General features: G+C 69.9%; 17 protein-coding genes. 8 read left to right on the top strand and 9 right to left on the bottom strand.

What is annotated here, in order from left to right:
• Positions 1-58 precede the first annotated feature (58 nt).
• Positions 59-388 (top strand): hypothetical protein, encoded by a 330-nt coding sequence (locus tag BHQ18_RS16365; RefSeq protein WP_069414739.1) that lies wholly within the window; start codon positions 59-61, stop codon positions 386-388.
• 3 nt (positions 389-391) lie between these two features.
• On the opposite strand, the gene BHQ18_RS16360 is transcribed toward BHQ18_RS16365, so the two are convergent.
• Positions 392-931: a nucleotidyltransferase family protein gene (locus BHQ18_RS16360; protein WP_069414678.1), complete on the bottom strand. Its 540-nt coding sequence runs from the start codon at positions 929-931 to the stop codon at positions 392-394.
• Between the two features lie 301 nt (positions 932-1232).
• On the opposite strand from BHQ18_RS16360, the gene BHQ18_RS16355 reads away from it, so the two are divergent.
• The gene (locus tag BHQ18_RS16355; RefSeq protein ID WP_069414677.1) at positions 1233-1661 is read left to right on the top strand and encodes an STAS domain-containing protein; all 429 of its coding nucleotides are present in this window, start codon (positions 1233-1235) and stop codon (positions 1659-1661) included.
• Here BHQ18_RS16355 and BHQ18_RS16350 read toward each other — a convergent pair.
• Together BHQ18_RS16350 and BHQ18_RS16345 are read right to left on the bottom strand one after the other, a co-directional pair.
• Positions 1641-2363 carry an RNA polymerase sigma factor SigF gene (locus tag BHQ18_RS16350; protein ID WP_276046220.1) on the bottom strand — a complete coding sequence of 241 codons (723 nt, stop codon included), beginning with the start codon at positions 2361-2363 and terminating at the stop codon, positions 1641-1643. The genes BHQ18_RS16355 and BHQ18_RS16350 overlap by 21 nt on opposite strands.
• 62 nt (positions 2364-2425) lie before the next feature.
• Positions 2426-2860: an ATP-binding protein gene (locus BHQ18_RS16345; protein ID WP_069414675.1), complete on the bottom strand. Its 435-nt coding sequence runs from the start codon at positions 2858-2860 to the stop codon at positions 2426-2428.
• Positions 2861-3113: 253 nt separating this feature from the next.
• Here BHQ18_RS16345 and BHQ18_RS16340 point away from each other — a divergent pair, with 253 nt between their 5' ends.
• On the top strand, positions 3114-4133 hold the full coding sequence (locus BHQ18_RS16340) for a DNA topoisomerase IB (RefSeq protein WP_069414674.1): 1020 nt from the start codon (positions 3114-3116) through the stop codon (positions 4131-4133).
• Between the two features lie 49 nt (positions 4134-4182).
• On the opposite strand, the gene BHQ18_RS16335 is transcribed toward BHQ18_RS16340, so the two are convergent.
• A complete protein-coding gene (locus BHQ18_RS16335; RefSeq protein WP_069414738.1) occupies positions 4183-5406 on the bottom strand; it encodes a glycosyltransferase in 1224 nt (407 codons plus the stop codon).
• Positions 5407-5772: 366 nt separating this feature from the next.
• Between BHQ18_RS16335 and BHQ18_RS16330 the strand changes: the two genes are divergently transcribed.
• A complete protein-coding gene (locus BHQ18_RS16330; protein WP_069414673.1) occupies positions 5773-5976 on the top strand; it encodes a hypothetical protein in 204 nt (67 codons plus the stop codon).
• 104 nt (positions 5977-6080) lie between these two features.
• Entirely contained in the window at positions 6081-6317 is a 237-nt protein-coding gene (mbp1, locus tag BHQ18_RS16325) for a microaggregate-binding protein 1 (RefSeq protein ID WP_069414672.1), read from the top strand.
• A gap of 54 nt (positions 6318-6371) precedes the next feature.
• On the opposite strand, the gene usfY is transcribed toward mbp1, so the two are convergent.
• From usfY to BHQ18_RS16310, 3 genes are all read right to left on the bottom strand, one after another.
• Positions 6372-6692 (bottom strand): protein UsfY, encoded by a 321-nt coding sequence (usfY, locus tag BHQ18_RS16320; RefSeq protein ID WP_069414671.1) that lies wholly within the window; start codon positions 6690-6692, stop codon positions 6372-6374.
• A 100-nt stretch (positions 6693-6792) separates the two neighbouring features.
• On the bottom strand, positions 6793-7407 hold the full coding sequence (locus BHQ18_RS16315) for a flavodoxin family protein (protein WP_069414670.1): 615 nt from the start codon (positions 7405-7407) through the stop codon (positions 6793-6795).
• On the bottom strand, positions 7404-7802 hold the full coding sequence (locus tag BHQ18_RS16310; RefSeq protein WP_234794201.1) for a hypothetical protein: 399 nt from the start codon (positions 7800-7802) through the stop codon (positions 7404-7406). Before BHQ18_RS16310 ends, BHQ18_RS16315 begins: the two co-directional genes overlap by 4 nt.
• A gap of 153 nt (positions 7803-7955) precedes the next feature.
• Between BHQ18_RS16310 and BHQ18_RS16305 the strand changes: the two genes are divergently transcribed.
• Entirely contained in the window at positions 7956-8522 is a 567-nt protein-coding gene (locus BHQ18_RS16305) for a restriction endonuclease (protein WP_372516673.1), read from the top strand.
• Here the strand turns inward: BHQ18_RS16305 and lat are convergent.
• On the bottom strand, positions 8515-9876 hold the full coding sequence (gene lat, locus BHQ18_RS16300; RefSeq protein WP_069414668.1) for an L-lysine 6-transaminase: 1362 nt from the start codon (positions 9874-9876) through the stop codon (positions 8515-8517). The two genes, BHQ18_RS16305 and lat, sit on opposite strands and share 8 nt — an antisense overlap.
• A 52-nt stretch (positions 9877-9928) precedes the next feature.
• Positions 9929-10408 (bottom strand): Lrp/AsnC family transcriptional regulator, encoded by a 480-nt coding sequence (locus BHQ18_RS16295; RefSeq protein WP_069414667.1) that lies wholly within the window; start codon positions 10406-10408, stop codon positions 9929-9931.
• A 30-nt stretch (positions 10409-10438) separates the two neighbouring features.
• On the opposite strand from BHQ18_RS16295, the gene hglS reads away from it, so the two are divergent.
• Positions 10439-11668, top strand: a complete 1230-nt coding sequence (gene hglS / locus BHQ18_RS16290; protein ID WP_069414736.1) for a 2-oxoadipate dioxygenase/decarboxylase — start codon at positions 10439-10441, stop codon at positions 11666-11668.
• Positions 11665-13203 (top strand): L-piperidine-6-carboxylate dehydrogenase, encoded by a 1539-nt coding sequence (amaB, locus tag BHQ18_RS16285; RefSeq protein WP_069414666.1) that lies wholly within the window; start codon positions 11665-11667, stop codon positions 13201-13203. Before hglS ends, amaB begins: the two co-directional genes overlap by 4 nt.

Genomic DNA, 13203 nt, shown 5'->3' with positions numbered 1-13203 from the left:
CGTAAAAGCCGCAATTTCAGGGCACTTTGCGTCTGCTCGCGCTTGATTGGTGACGCTGATGGAGCCCGTCGAGATCAACGCCGGTGCGTGGTATCTGCGTGCGCCCCGCGACGACGAACTGATCGACGACCGCCCCGCGCTCGCGGAGATGGGCGAAACCGACCCCGACTACGTGACCCGGTGCCGCGCGCGCTGGGCGTCGGAAACCGGCTACTCCTGGGCGGTGTGTGAGCCGACGACCGGCGAGATGCTCGCCGAGATCACCGTCGACCCGCAGATCCCGGTGCTGCACAAGCGTTTCCGCGACGGTCACGGCGACGCGGCGACCATCGCCGAGACGTCGGTGCGCCGGTTCGCCGCGGCGATGCTCGGCGTGACGTTGCCCTGACCGTCAGCCGGGGGTATCGACGTCGCGGCCGGTGGCCAGGTCCGCGCACTCCACCGCGACCACGTCGTCGCGGCCGGCCAGATACGGCCGCGCCCCCTCGTCGCCGCCGGCCAGCTCAAGCAGCGGCGCCCAGTGCCGGCGTGCGATGAGCACCGGATGTCCCGGCCGCCCCGCGTAGCGGGCCCGCGCCAGCCCCGACGTCGAGGCGACGCCCGCGGCCACCACGCGCCGCACCACCTCGGCGCCGACGTCGGGGGTGTCGACGGTGTGCACCACCGCGTAGTCCGCGTCCAGCTCCGACAACCCCGCGCGCAGCGACGCCGACAGGCCGTCCGCCCACGCCTCGGCGTACACCGAACGCGCTGGTGGCGGCACATCGACCAGCGCCGCGCCGAGGACCACCACCACGTCGCCGCATCCCCCACCGCGCAGCGCGTCGACCGCCGTCGTCAACCACTCCCCTTCAGCGGCAAGCACTTTCGGCATCCCGAACCGGGTCCCCGCACCCGCGGCCAGCAACACCCCGGCGACAGACGTCGACATACCGTCAAGTGTGCTGGGCTGCGCGCGGTTCACCAAACCCGGCCGACAACCCGGCCAATTGACGCGGGCGAAAGTCCTGGATTCGCCGCTGACGTGCGGCGTCGACGACGATTGCGATACCGATTGTGCGGGCCCGACAAGCAGCGTAGGGTTCAATGCAGGTTGAGTTCACAGCCGCCGGATACGTCATCGACGTGCAGGGTAGAAACTCCCACCACTGCTGCGAAGGCTTTGAACACGCAGGGCCCCAAATTTTGACGTGAACCACAGTACGAATCCCGTATTCACTGATGGAGTCACAATGTCTGCTATTTCCCATTTCAAGCTCGTCGACTCGATAACCGAGGCCAACGAGTGCCACACCGCCCACTTCTCCAGCCGCGGGCTGGAGCCAGGCACCACGATCGTCGCGGCGTCCGGTGAGATCGACGCCGCCAACGCCCTGGAGTTCGTCGCCTACGCGCTGCGCGACGGCGACCACATCGAGCGCCTGGTGGTCGACCTGACCGGCGTTGAATTCTTCGGCACCGCAGGCTTTTCCGCGCTGCACACGCTCAACGTGCGCACCGCGGGAGCGGACATCTACTGGGCGATGACGCCGAGCGCGTCGGTCAAGCGACTGCTGCGCATCTGCGACCCCGACGGTGCGCTGCCGGTGTTCGACAGCGTCGAGCAGGCCGTCCAAGCGGTGCGGGCCCGGCCGGCGCCGTTACTCAAGCTGGTCCCGTAGCCGCGTCAGCGACTTCGCCAGCAACCGCGACACGTGCATCTGCGAGATGCCGACGCGCTCCGCGATCTGCGTCTGGGTCAGCGATTCGAAGAACCGCAGCAGCAGCACGGTGCGCTCGCGCTCCGGTAGCGCGGCCAGCAGCGGTCGCAGGGCCTCGCGGTTCTCGATCTGATCCAGCCCCAGGTCCACGTCACCGAGCGTGTCGGCGATCGCCGGCGCGTCCTCGGTGCCGCTGCCCCCGCTGTCGATCGACAGCGTGTTGTAGGAGCTGCCCGCCACCAGACCCTCGACCACCTCGTCGCGGTCCATGTCGAGTTCGGCGGCCAGTTCCGAGGCGGTCGGGGCGCGGCCCAGCCGCTGCGACAGTTCCGCGGTCGCGGCGCCCAGCCGCAGATGCAGTTCCTTGAGCCGCCGCGGCACCTTCACCGACCAGCTGTTGTCGCGGAAGTGCCTGCGGACCTCCCCCATGATCGTGGGCACTGCGAACGACACGAAATCCGAGCCGGCCTCGACGTCGAACCGGATCACCGCGTTCACCAGCCCGACGCGCGCGACCTGAACCAGATCCTCGCGCGGTTCGCCGCGGCCGTCGAAGCGGCGGGCGATGTGGTCGGCCAACGGTAGGCAGCGCTCGACGATGCGGTCGCGCTGGCGCTGGAACTTGGGCGAATCCGCCGGCAGTTCCTTCAACTCCCGGAACATGTCGGCGACATCCGCGTACTCAGAGTTCGATCGCGACGACGAACCCCTCGACGTCGACGGGCTCACTGCAGCGTGCTCGCTCGCCTCGTCGTCATGGAGATCCCGAATACCTGACTCTGGTCGGGGCCCTGGCCGTTCTCGAAGGTGGTGACCTCGTCGGTCAGCGAGCTCAGCACGTGCCAGCTGAAGCTGCCCGGGGCCAGCACGTCGGAAGTCTTGCAGGTCGTCGACGCGTCGATCACGACGGCGTCGTCGCGCGGGTCGATGACAAGAAGCAGCACCGATTCGGGCACCGCGGACCGGATCAGGCGGGTGCACGCCTCATCGACCGCGAGCCGCAGATCGGCTACGGCGTCGAAATCGAGGTCCTCGAACGTCGCCACCGCGGCGACCAGGGTCCGCAGCACCGCAAGGTTTTCCAGCTCCGCGGCGACCCGGAGCTCCACCGAGCGCGCGGCATGCCCGTGCCCGTTCTGTGTGTTGGCAACGTCGGCCATTTGACCTCCCGGCAATGTCGAGGCGAGATTACCCCAGGGCGAATCCTCGTTAACAACGAGGACACCGGTTGTCCGGTGCCGGCGACGTGTGCCGCCCGCCGGTCGGGGTATTAGCTCTGGCATGAAACAGGTGCGACCACGAAAATGCCGGACGCGGTGAAGCCGACAGTGACGTACGGCGTTTCACGGGCGCGACGAAGCCAGACTTCTCCATGGTGGGTGTGCTGTACCCAAGAACTGTCGGACACCAAACATGCGGCTCCGGCGTAGCGACGTCAGCGGTCCCGGGCTGCGCCGGGTCCGGCGCGGCCGCGGCTTCTCCTATCACCACCCCGACGGCAGCCCGGTGACCGATGAGGCGACGCTGGAGCGGATCAAGGCGCTGGTGATCCCGCCGGCGTGGCGCAAGGTGTGGATCTGCCCGCACCCCGACGGACACATCCAGGCGGTCGGCACCGACGCCGCGGGGCGCCGCCAGTACCTCTACCACCAGCAGTGGCAGGAGGAGCGCAACGAGGAGAAGTTCGACCGGGTGCTGCGGATGTCGGCGGGGCTGCCGGAGATGCGCAGGCAGATCGCCGCCGATCTGCGTGGCCGCGGCCTCAGCCGCGACCGGGTGCTCGCGCTGGCGCTGCACCTGCTCGACCTCGGCTACTTCCGCGCCGGCTCCGAGCAGTACGTCGAGGAGAACAACTCCTACGGGATCTCCACGCTGCTGTGTGAACACGTGCGCTTGCAGCGCACCGCGATCGAGTTCGACTTCCCGGCCAAGAGCGGGGTGCGGCGCACGTTGACCATCGACGACCCCGAGGCGGTCCGCTCGGTGCGCGCGCTGCTGCGCCGGCCGGACCGCACCGAGCGGCTACTGGTGTGCCGCAACGGTTCCGGCTGGGCCGATCTGCACTCCGACGACCTCAACGCCCGGTTCAAGCAGCTCGTCGGCGACGAGTACACGGTCAAGGACCTGCGCACGTGGCACGGCACGGTGCTGGCCGCGGTGGCCTTCGTCGACGCCGACCCGCCGGTCAACGAGACGGTGATCAAGCGGGTGGAGTCCGCGGTGATGAAGGAGGTGGCCGAGGAACTCGGCAACACCCCCGCGGTGGCCCGGTCCTCCTACGTCGACCCGCGGGTGGTGCAGGCCTACGAGTCCGAACTGACCATCGCCGCGGCGGTGCGACGCTCGGAGCGGATGCGAACGCCCGCCGACCGCCAGGAGGTGCTCGACCGCAGCACCGCGCGGTTGATCCGCAAGGTCGCCAAAGGCAGGTAGCCCGAGCGGGTTCCGTTGCAAGGTTGCGGGTGTGGCGACAACGAGGCGATCATCCCGACGACGCGCTCGTCGCCCGCGCCGCGGGCGCCCGGTGCGGCACCACCCGGTCGTAGATCCGCTCGGTGTCGGCGGCGACCCGGTCCCACGAGTACCTGGCCCGGGCCCGGTCGCGACCGGACGCGCCCATGCTCTGCCGCATGAAGTCGTCGCGCAGCAGGTCGTTGACCGCCTTGGCCAGCTCGTCGGGGTTCTTCGGCTTCACCAGCAGGCCGGTCACGTCGTGCACGACGGTGTCGAGCATGCCTCCCACCGCCGACGCCACCACCGGCACACCGCACGCCATCGCTTCGAGCGGGACGAGGCCGAACGGTTCGTACCACGGCGTGCAGGCCACGACGTCCGCCGACCGCAGCACCGCGGGCAAGTCCGCGCGGGCGACGGACCCGTACAGCTGGAGGCGGTCGGCGACGTCGAGCTGTTCGGCCAGCGCCAGCAGCCGGCGCGCCTCGGGGTCCGAATGCACCGCCGCACCGTCGGGTCCACCGGCGATCACCAGTTCGGTTGCGGGCAGATGCGCCAGCGCGCGCACGACGGTGTCGAATCCCATGCGCGGCACGAACCGTCCGGCACAGACGATGCGGCGACGGTCGGTGCGCGGTGCCACCGGACCGTCGGGGCTGAACAGGTCGAGAGCGACACCGCAGGGCACCACCGACGTGCGGTCGCGCTTGCAGCCCATCCGCATCAGCTCGAACATCTCGTCGGTGCACGTCGCCGCCACCCAGGTGGCCGTGCGCGCCACCGCAGCCTCCAGGTGTGACCGATCCGGCGGGCTGCTGTCCTGGGCGCCCTGATTCCGGCGCTTGACCACACCGAGCCCGTGAAACGTCTGCACGGCAGGAATGTCCAGGTGCCGGGCCACCAATTGTGTTGCGACACCGGACATCCAGAAGTGCGCGTGCGCGACGTCGGGCCGCTCGACAGCCCACTCGGTGTCGAGGAACCGCGCGAACGGGCCCATGTAGCCGAGCAGTTCATCCTTGGGCAGCTGTTCGGCCGGACCGGCCGGGACATGCACCACCGTGTAGCCGTGCGGCGTGTGCACCCGCTCGGGCAGCGCAGGGTCGTCGCGACGGGTGTAGACGTTGACCTGGTGACCTCTGCGCGTCAAGGCCGCCGAGAGCTCGGCAACGTGCACGTTCTGGCCGCCGGCGTCGACTCCGCCAAGCGCCGCCAGCGGGCTCGCGTGTTCGGACACCATCGCGATCTTCATCGGCATCCTCCTCTCGTTCGCGTCATCGGGCGGGCGGGCCGAGCGACGTCCGTCGCAGGGCCACCAGATGCCTGGCGGAACCCCCTGCGCCCGAGGCCAATTGCCGCCGAACGGGCCGCGTTCACAGCAACCTCACAGCGCGGTGCGGGCCGGCGGCGCACGACGCCGGCCAATACCTGCCGACACGGCAGTTCAGCAGCGTGCGGACAGGGGTCGAGACCGGCATACCGGTCGCCTACCCGAGCGCTTCTCCGGCAAAACGGCGCTCCCGACGACTCTTCGTTTAGTGAACCGCGCGCCCTTCGCTCGGCGGATTGACGCGGTGCGCGTCGTTTCGCATCCGGCAATCCCGGCTATCGTTTCGGTATGCAACCGACCCCGGAACTTCCCGATGAGGTCCCCGTCGCCGATGCGGTGGAGCAGCTGCGCGAGCGCAGCGAGGCGCCGATCGACGAGGAGGCCGCCGCGGGTCCGAGTGACAACCCGCCGCTTGAGGTCTCGCCCGCCGACTGGCAGGAACAGCTCGAGACCGTCGAGCTCGACCCGGACGACGACCTGCCCGACGACTGAGCCCGCTCCGGCCGACGTTTAGTCGCTCGGGGCCTCGGGAATCCGCTGTGCAGCGCGGGGAGATTCCCCGGGTGATACCGATCCAGCATCGCGGAAAGGTGAGCATGACCGAGAAGAACAGTGGGCCCGAAGAAGGCATCAAGGGCGTCGTCGAGGACGTCAAGGGCAAAGCCAAGGAGACGGTCGGCACAGTCACCGGACGTGACGACATGGTTCGCGAGGGCAAGGCCCAGCAGGACAAGGCCGACGCCCAGCAGGACGCCGCTCGCAAGGAAGCCGAGGCGGAGTCCGCTCGCGCCGGCGCCAAGGCCGCAGAGAAGCGGCAGGAATCCGAGCAGTAAGCTCTCGCCCAACGAGAAAGCCCAGCCGATCGGCTGGGCTTTTTCATTGTCTCCTTACCGGCTTCTCTGTCGGCTGGGCTGTTGCCGCTCGGCGTCGGGATGCTCGGCATACCAACGCTCTTCGATCTTGCGGACCCGCATGTGCTCGGCCAGCAGCCAGCCGCCGCCGATCAGGAGCAGGACCGCCGACCCGCTACCCAGGCCGATACCGACGCTGTGGTGGTTGGTCGCATGAGCCGCCAGCGCCGAGACGAACAGCACCAGCGACACCCCGATCACGATCAGACCGGGCATGTTCTTGGTGTCTTTCATCGACTCCCCCGCGTGCGGCCGCGTCGTCCTCGCGTGGTCTACGGGGTCATTCGGGGTTTTCATCGGTACTCCTCTCTCGGCATACCTCCACCCGTGTGGCGGGCATGTCACAACGGTAGATCTACCCCGCTGCGCCGTAACGGAAACGGACAGCGCGGGAACGTCACTGGTAGGACGGATATCGACCGGTGCGTAGCGCGGCGGCGAGGTAGGCGGCGTTGCGCGCCAGCGCCGCGGTCGTCGACGCGACCGGTTCGGGCACCTCGTCGAGGTCCTTGTAGTCCGTGCTCTGCATCGCCTCGCCGGTCCAGTAGGTGCCGCCCTGGGCCGGGATCGTGTAGCCGATGTCGTTGAGTCCCTGGAAGCAGTCGGCGATCACCTTGTGCGCGCCGTCCTCGTTGCCGACCACCCCGACGACGGCGACCTTGCCCACCATCACCGGCCGACCGTCGTCGTCGGTGTTCGACAGCTCCGCGTCGAGGCGCTCGAGCACACGCTGGGTGACGCTGCACGGGTGGCCCAGCCAGATCGGCGTCGTCAACACCAGGATGTCGGCGCCGAGCAGCTTTTCGCGGATCTGCGGCCACTCGTCGCCGTCGCCCATGTCGGCCTCCACGCCCGGCGCGATCGCGTAGTCCACGCACCGCACCGACTCCGTCTGGACTCCCGCGCTGCGCAGGTTCTCGCAGATGTGCTCGGCCATCAGCGCGCTGCTCGACTCCGCCGGGCTGGGTTTGAGGCTGCACACCAGCGCGACCGCGGTCAGCGGCGCGCTCACGGGAACACCGCCGATCCGGTGAGCGGCAGCATGCTGGTGGTCAGGACCAGCAGCGCCGACGTCAGCAGAAGCCAGCCGGCACCGTGGCACGCGTACGACGGCTGACCGCGCCGCCACGCCTGCAGGGCGCGGAACAGCGCGCGGCATCCGCCGAGCGCCAGCACCGTCGGCGCCGCGAGCGCGAGCAGGGTGCGCTGCGCCGGGCCGCAGGCGACCGTGTCGGCCGTCGCGCCCTGACAGGTGCTGACCCACAACATCGCGGTGATCAGCATCAGCGCGCCCAGGCCCGCGACTCCGAGCGCCATCCGGGCGGCGTCCCGCAGGCCGTCGCGGTCGCGGACTCCGCCGGGCAGCGAGGTGTCGACGGTGCGCAGTGGGCTGGGGGTCTGGTACACGAGTTCTCTTCCGGCTTTGCTGCCCAGGGGCGGCGGCGATGACGCGAAAAAGACTTCCCTGCCGACCCACCGGGTAAACGTGAACCTTGCACTCCACCGCCTGGTTTGCTCTGCGGGGTCCGTGCAACCGCGGTGTCGGAGTCGCGCCCTAGCATTCGGCGGGTGAGGATCAGGGTCCTGGTGGTGACGGCTGTCGCCGCCGGCGCGGTGGCCTGGTCGGCGGGTCTCGCGCCGCAGCACTGTCTGCTGATCGCGGCCCTGACCCCGGCGATGCTCGTCGCGGTGCCGCGATTTCTGGCCGGAGCGTTCGTCGGCGCCCTGACCCCGGGGCCGCGCGACGACGCCACCGCCGCGATGTCGGGCACCGAGTTCGAGGACTACGTGGCGCGGGTCGCGCGCTCCTGCGGGGTTCCGGTGATCATGACCGCGGTGACCGGCGACTGGGGCGTCGACATCATCGTCGGCAAGCGCCCGAACCGGCTCGCCATCCAGTGCAAACGCCAGGCCCGCCCGGTCGGCGCCGCCGCGGTGCAGGAAGTGGTCGCCGGCGCGCCGATGCAGGACTGCGCCCGCACCATGGTGGTGACCAACCACGAATTCACCCCGGCGGCAAGAAGACTCGCCGAACGGCACGGTTGCGAACTGGTCGGCGGCGCTGAACTTCCGCGACTGCGGTCGACGATCCGGCGCCTGGTGGAACCGGCACCCGAGGTCAGCTGAGCGCGTCGCGCACGGCGGCGATCGCCGCGTCGATCTCGCCGCGCGAGACCGTCAACGCCGGCCGGAACCGCACGCTGTCCGTCCCGCTGGGCAGCATGATGACCCGCCGCTCCCACAGCCGCCGGATCAACTCGTCGCGCTGCTGTCCGGTGGGCAGGCTGAACGCGCACATCAGGCCGCGGCCGCGGACGTCGCGGACCACGTCGGGGAACTCGGCGGCCAGCGCGTGCAGCCCGTCGAGCAGGTAGCGCCCGGCCGTGCCGGCGCGGGCGACCAGGCCGTCGGCCTCGATGACCTCCAGGATGCGGCGGGCCCGCACCATGTCGACGAGGTTGCCGCCCCAGGTCGAGTTGATCCGCGAACTCACCGCGAAGACGTTGTCGGCGACCTCGTCGACGCGCCGGCCGGCCATCACACCGCAGACCTGGGTCTTCTTGCCGAACGCGACGACATCAGGGGTGACACCGAGTTGCTGGTAGGCCCAGGGGGTTCCGGTGAACCCGCATCCGGTCTGCACCTCGTCGAAGATCAGCAGCGCGTCGAACTCGTCGCACAGCGCGCGCATCGCGGCGAAGAACTCCGGGCGGAAATGCCGGTCGCCGCCCTCGCCCTGGATCGGTTCGGCGATGAAGCAGGCGATGTCGTGCGGGTGCGCCTCGAACGCCGCCCTGGCCTGCCGCAGCGACTCGGCCTCCAGCGCAGCCATCGCCGCGTCGTCGGCGCCCGGGCGCAGGTACGGCGCGTCGATCCGCGGCCAGTCGAACTTCGGGAACCGGGCCACCTTGTTGGGGTCGGTGTTGGTCAGCGACAGCGTGTAGCCGCTGCGGCCGTGGAACGCGCCGCGCAGGTGCAGCACCCGGGTGCCGAGTTCGGGGTCCCGGCCGTGCGCCTCGTTGTGCCGGCTCTTCCAGTCGAACGCGACCTTGAGCGCGTTCTCGACGGCGAGGGCTCCGCCGTCGACGAAGAACAGATGCGGCAGGGCCGGGTCGCCCAGCACGCGCGCGAACGTCGCGACGAACCGCGCCATCGCGACGGTGTAGATGTCGGAGTTGCTCGGCTTGTTGACCGCCGCGTGCGCGAGGTCGGTCAGGAAGTCCTCGTCACCGGCCAGATCAGGATGGTTCATGCCCAGCGCGGAGGACGCGAAGAACGTGAACATGTCGAGGTAGGACTCACCGGTGCGCGCGTCGACGAGGTAGGAGCCGGCGGACCGGTCGATGTCGAGGACCAGGTCCATCCCGTCGGCCAGGATGCTGCGCGCCAGCACGTCATGCACATCACCGGGGTGCACGTCGGCGGGCGCGACGTCCGCGCCGGAGGAGTCCAGGCTATGGCGGGTCAGCAGATCGGTCATACCGCCATGCTAACAGAATCTTTACGGTCAGCTGGCTATCTGACCGTAGATTTTACGGTATGAAATCGCGACGCTCGTAAAAAGTCTGTAGGATGATCGTGCTTCGGGTGCGCACGTTGGCGGCGGTGCGAATCCGCTGCAACAGGTGCTCGAGCGCCCGCGCCGACTCGACGCGCACGAGCAGGACATAGCTTTCGTCGCCGGCCACCGAGTGACACGACTCGATGGCCTCGATGTGTTCGAGGCGCGCGGGCGCATCGTCGGGTTGAGAGGGGTCCAGAGGAGAGATGGCCACGAACGCCGACAGCATGTTGCCGACAGCTTCCGGGTCGATCCGCGCCGAGTACCCGGTGACGACGCCGCGCGCCTCGAGACGGCGCACCCGCGACTGCACCGCCGACACCGACAACCCGGCGGTCGCGGCGAGGTGGGCCAGCGTGGCACGGCCGTCGGCGATCAGCTCGCGCGCCAGGGTCCGGTCGATCTCGTCGAGGTCGACCGGTGCTCGACCGGCGCCGTCGGCTTCAGGCATGGCGGCACTGTATCGGAGGCGGTGGCCGCGATGAGCCGACAAGTCGAAGCCTGGCAGCTGCGCGCCGAGTTCGCCGCCGCGCTGTCACGGATGTACGGCGCCGAGGTGCCTGCCTACACCACCCTGGTCGAGGTGGCCGCCGCGGTGAACCGCGACCACGCCGCGCAGTCGTCCGACGCCGAACGGCTCGGTTCCCTCGACCGGGTGACCGCCGAACGGCACGGCGCGATCCGGGTGGGCAGTCCCCGCGAGCTCGCCGATGTCGCCGACCTGTTCGCGGCGTTCGGGATGTACCCGGTGGGCTTTTACGACCTGCGCGACGCGGCCTCTCCGGTGCCGGTGGTGTCGACGGCATTCCGCCCGGCCGACGCCGATGAGCTGGCCCGCAACCCGTTTCGGGTGTTCACATCGATGCTGGCGACCGCCGATGCCCGATTCTTCCCCGACGAGCTGCGGCGCCGGGTGGAGCGATTCGTCGACGCGCGGGAGCTGTTCGACCCCGCCCTGATCGCCGAGGCCCGACGCATCGCCGCCGACGGTGGCGCCGACCGTCAGCGCGCCGAGCGGTTCGTCGCGGCCGCGGTGTCGGCGTTCGCGTTGTCGCGCGCACCGATCGACCGTGGCTGGTACCGCGAATTGAGCGCGGTGTCCGCGGTGGCGGCCGACATCGCCGGCGTCACCTCCACCCACATCAACCACCTCACCCCGCGGGTCCTCGACATCGACGAGCTGTACCGCCGGATGACCGAGCGCGGCATCACGATGATCGACGCGATCCAGGGGCCGCCGCGCACCGCGGGCCCGGCGGTGCTGTTGCGGCAGACGTCGTTCCGCGCGCTGGCCGAACCGCGCCGGTTCCGCGACCCGGACGGCACCGTGCGCGAGGACACCCTGCGCGTGCGCTTCGGTGAGGTCGAGGCGCGCGGCGTCGCGCTGACCCGCGACGGGCGCGCCCGGTACGACGCCGTGATGGCCGAACCGGACCCGGCCGCGGTCTGGGACCGGTACTTCCCCGGCACCGACGCCGAGTTCGCCGCGCAGGGCCTGGCCTACTACCGCGGCGGAGATCCGGCCAAACCCGTTGTCTACGAGGACTTCCTGCCTGCCTCGGCGGCGGGCATCTTCCGCTCGAACCTCGACGCCGAGACGCAGGCCGCCGACGCCGACGACACGGCCGACTACTCGATGGGATGGATGGCGTCGCGCATCGGCCACCACATCAACGACCCTTACGAGCTCTACGAGAAAGCAGCACAATGACCACCATGACGACACCCGTACTTCCCTCTGTCGGCAGCCTGCGCGCCCAGGCCCGCGACGCGCTGACCACGATCGGGTGGCGCGGCGACCTCGGCGGACCGGGCGCCCCGGGCCTGCAGGCCAGCACTCCGATCACCGGTGACGTGTTGTTCAGCGTCGCCGAATCGACCGTCGACGACACCGATGCGGCGATCGGACAGGCGGCCCAGGCGTTCACGACCTGGCGCACCACCCCGGCGCCGGTGCGCGGGGCACTGGTCGCCCGGCTCGGCGAACTGCTGGTCGAACACAAGGCCGACCTGGCGACGCTGGTGACGCTCGAGGCGGGCAAGATCACCTCCGAGGCGCTCGGCGAGGTGCAGGAGATGATCGACGTCTGCCAGTTCGCGGTCGGGCTGTCGCGGCAGCTGTACGGCAGGACGATCGCCTCCGAGCGCCCGGGGCACCGGCTGATGGAGAACTGGCATCCGCTCGGTGTGGTCGGTGTGATCACCGCGTTCAACTTTCCGGTCGCGGTGTGGGCGTGGAACACCGCGGTGGCGCTGGTGTGCGGTGACACCGTGGTGTGGAAGCCGTCGGAGCTGACGCCGTTGACCGCGCTGGCGTGTCAGGCGCTGATCGAGCGCGCCGCAACCGATGTCGGCGCGCCGCGCGAGGTGAGCCGGCTGGTCCAGGGCGGTCGCGACGTGGGCGAGCGGCTCGTCGACGACCCGCGGGTCGCGCTGCTGAGCGCGACGGGTTCGGTGCGGATGGGCCAGCAGGTCGGACCCCGGGTGGCGCAGCGGTTCGGCAAGGTGCTGCTCGAACTCGGCGGCAACAACGCCGCGATCGTCACGCCGTCGGCCGATCTGGACCTGGCCGTGCGCGCGATCGTGTTCTCCGCCGCGGGCACCGCCGGGCAGCGGTGCACCACATTGCGCCGGCTGATCGTGCACTCGTCGATCGCCGACGAGGTGGTGCGCCGGGTCGCCGACGCCTACCGGCAACTGCCGGTGGGTGATCCGGCCGCCGACGGCACGCTGGTCGGCCCGCTGATCCACGAGGCGTCCTACCGGGAGATGGTGCGCTCGCTCGAACAGGCCCGCGCCGACGGCGGCGAGGTGCTCGGCGGTGAGCGCCACGACATCGGCGAGGCGTATTACGTGTCTCCGGCGGTGGTGCGGATGCCCGCGCAGACCGCGATCGTGCACACCGAGACGTTCGCCCCGATCCTCTACGTGATGACCTACGACGACCTCGACGAGGCTATCGCGATGAACAACGCTGTGCCGCAGGGGCTGTCGTCGTCGATCTTCACGCTCGACATGCGCGAGGCCGAGCGTTTCCTGGCCGCCGACGGTTCGGACTGCGGCATCGCGAACGTCAACATCGGCACCTCGGGCGCCGAGATCGGCGGTGCGTTCGGCGGGGAGAAGCAGACCGGCGGCGGCCGCGAGTCGGGCTCGGACTCGTGGAAGGCGTACATGCGTCGGGCCACCAACACGGTCAACTACTCGACCGACCTACCGCTGGCCCAGGGCGTGCGCTTCAGTTAG

Source organism: Mycolicibacterium flavescens, assembly GCF_001722335.1.
In the GTDB taxonomy this organism is placed as follows: domain Bacteria; phylum Actinomycetota; class Actinomycetes; order Mycobacteriales; family Mycobacteriaceae; genus Mycobacterium; species Mycobacterium flavescens.
This window is presented reverse-complemented; position numbering and strand designations above follow the sequence as displayed.

What these genes read in the sequence shown, in the direction of transcription:
- BHQ18_RS16365 (WP_069414739.1), top strand. Translation starts at nt 59, where the DNA reads ATGGAGCCCGTCGAGATCAACGCCGGTGCGTGGTATCTGCGTGCGCCC.
- BHQ18_RS16360 (WP_069414678.1), bottom strand. Translation starts at nt 931, where the DNA reads ATGTCGACGTCTGTCGCCGGGGTGTTGCTGGCCGCGGGTGCGGGGACC.
- BHQ18_RS16355 (WP_069414677.1), top strand. Translation starts at nt 1,233, where the DNA reads ATGTCTGCTATTTCCCATTTCAAGCTCGTCGACTCGATAACCGAGGCC.
- BHQ18_RS16350 (WP_276046220.1), bottom strand. Translation starts at nt 2,363, where the DNA reads ATGTTCCGGGAGTTGAAGGAACTGCCGGCGGATTCGCCCAAGTTCCAG.
- BHQ18_RS16345 (WP_069414675.1), bottom strand. Translation starts at nt 2,860, where the DNA reads ATGGCCGACGTTGCCAACACACAGAACGGGCACGGGCATGCCGCGCGC.
- BHQ18_RS16340 (WP_069414674.1), top strand. Translation starts at nt 3,114, where the DNA reads ATGCGGCTCCGGCGTAGCGACGTCAGCGGTCCCGGGCTGCGCCGGGTC.
- BHQ18_RS16335 (WP_069414738.1), bottom strand. Translation starts at nt 5,406, where the DNA reads ATGAAGATCGCGATGGTGTCCGAACACGCGAGCCCGCTGGCGGCGCTT.
- BHQ18_RS16330 (WP_069414673.1), top strand. Translation starts at nt 5,773, where the DNA reads ATGCAACCGACCCCGGAACTTCCCGATGAGGTCCCCGTCGCCGATGCG.
- mbp1 (WP_069414672.1), top strand. Translation starts at nt 6,081, where the DNA reads ATGACCGAGAAGAACAGTGGGCCCGAAGAAGGCATCAAGGGCGTCGTC.
- usfY (WP_069414671.1), bottom strand. Translation starts at nt 6,692, where the DNA reads ATGAAAACCCCGAATGACCCCGTAGACCACGCGAGGACGACGCGGCCG.
- lat (WP_069414668.1), bottom strand. Translation starts at nt 9,876, where the DNA reads ATGACCGATCTGCTGACCCGCCATAGCCTGGACTCCTCCGGCGCGGAC.
- BHQ18_RS16295 (WP_069414667.1), bottom strand. Translation starts at nt 10,408, where the DNA reads ATGCCTGAAGCCGACGGCGCCGGTCGAGCACCGGTCGACCTCGACGAG.
- hglS (WP_069414736.1), top strand. Translation starts at nt 10,439, where the DNA reads ATGAGCCGACAAGTCGAAGCCTGGCAGCTGCGCGCCGAGTTCGCCGCC.
- amaB (WP_069414666.1), top strand. Translation starts at nt 11,665, where the DNA reads ATGACCACCATGACGACACCCGTACTTCCCTCTGTCGGCAGCCTGCGC.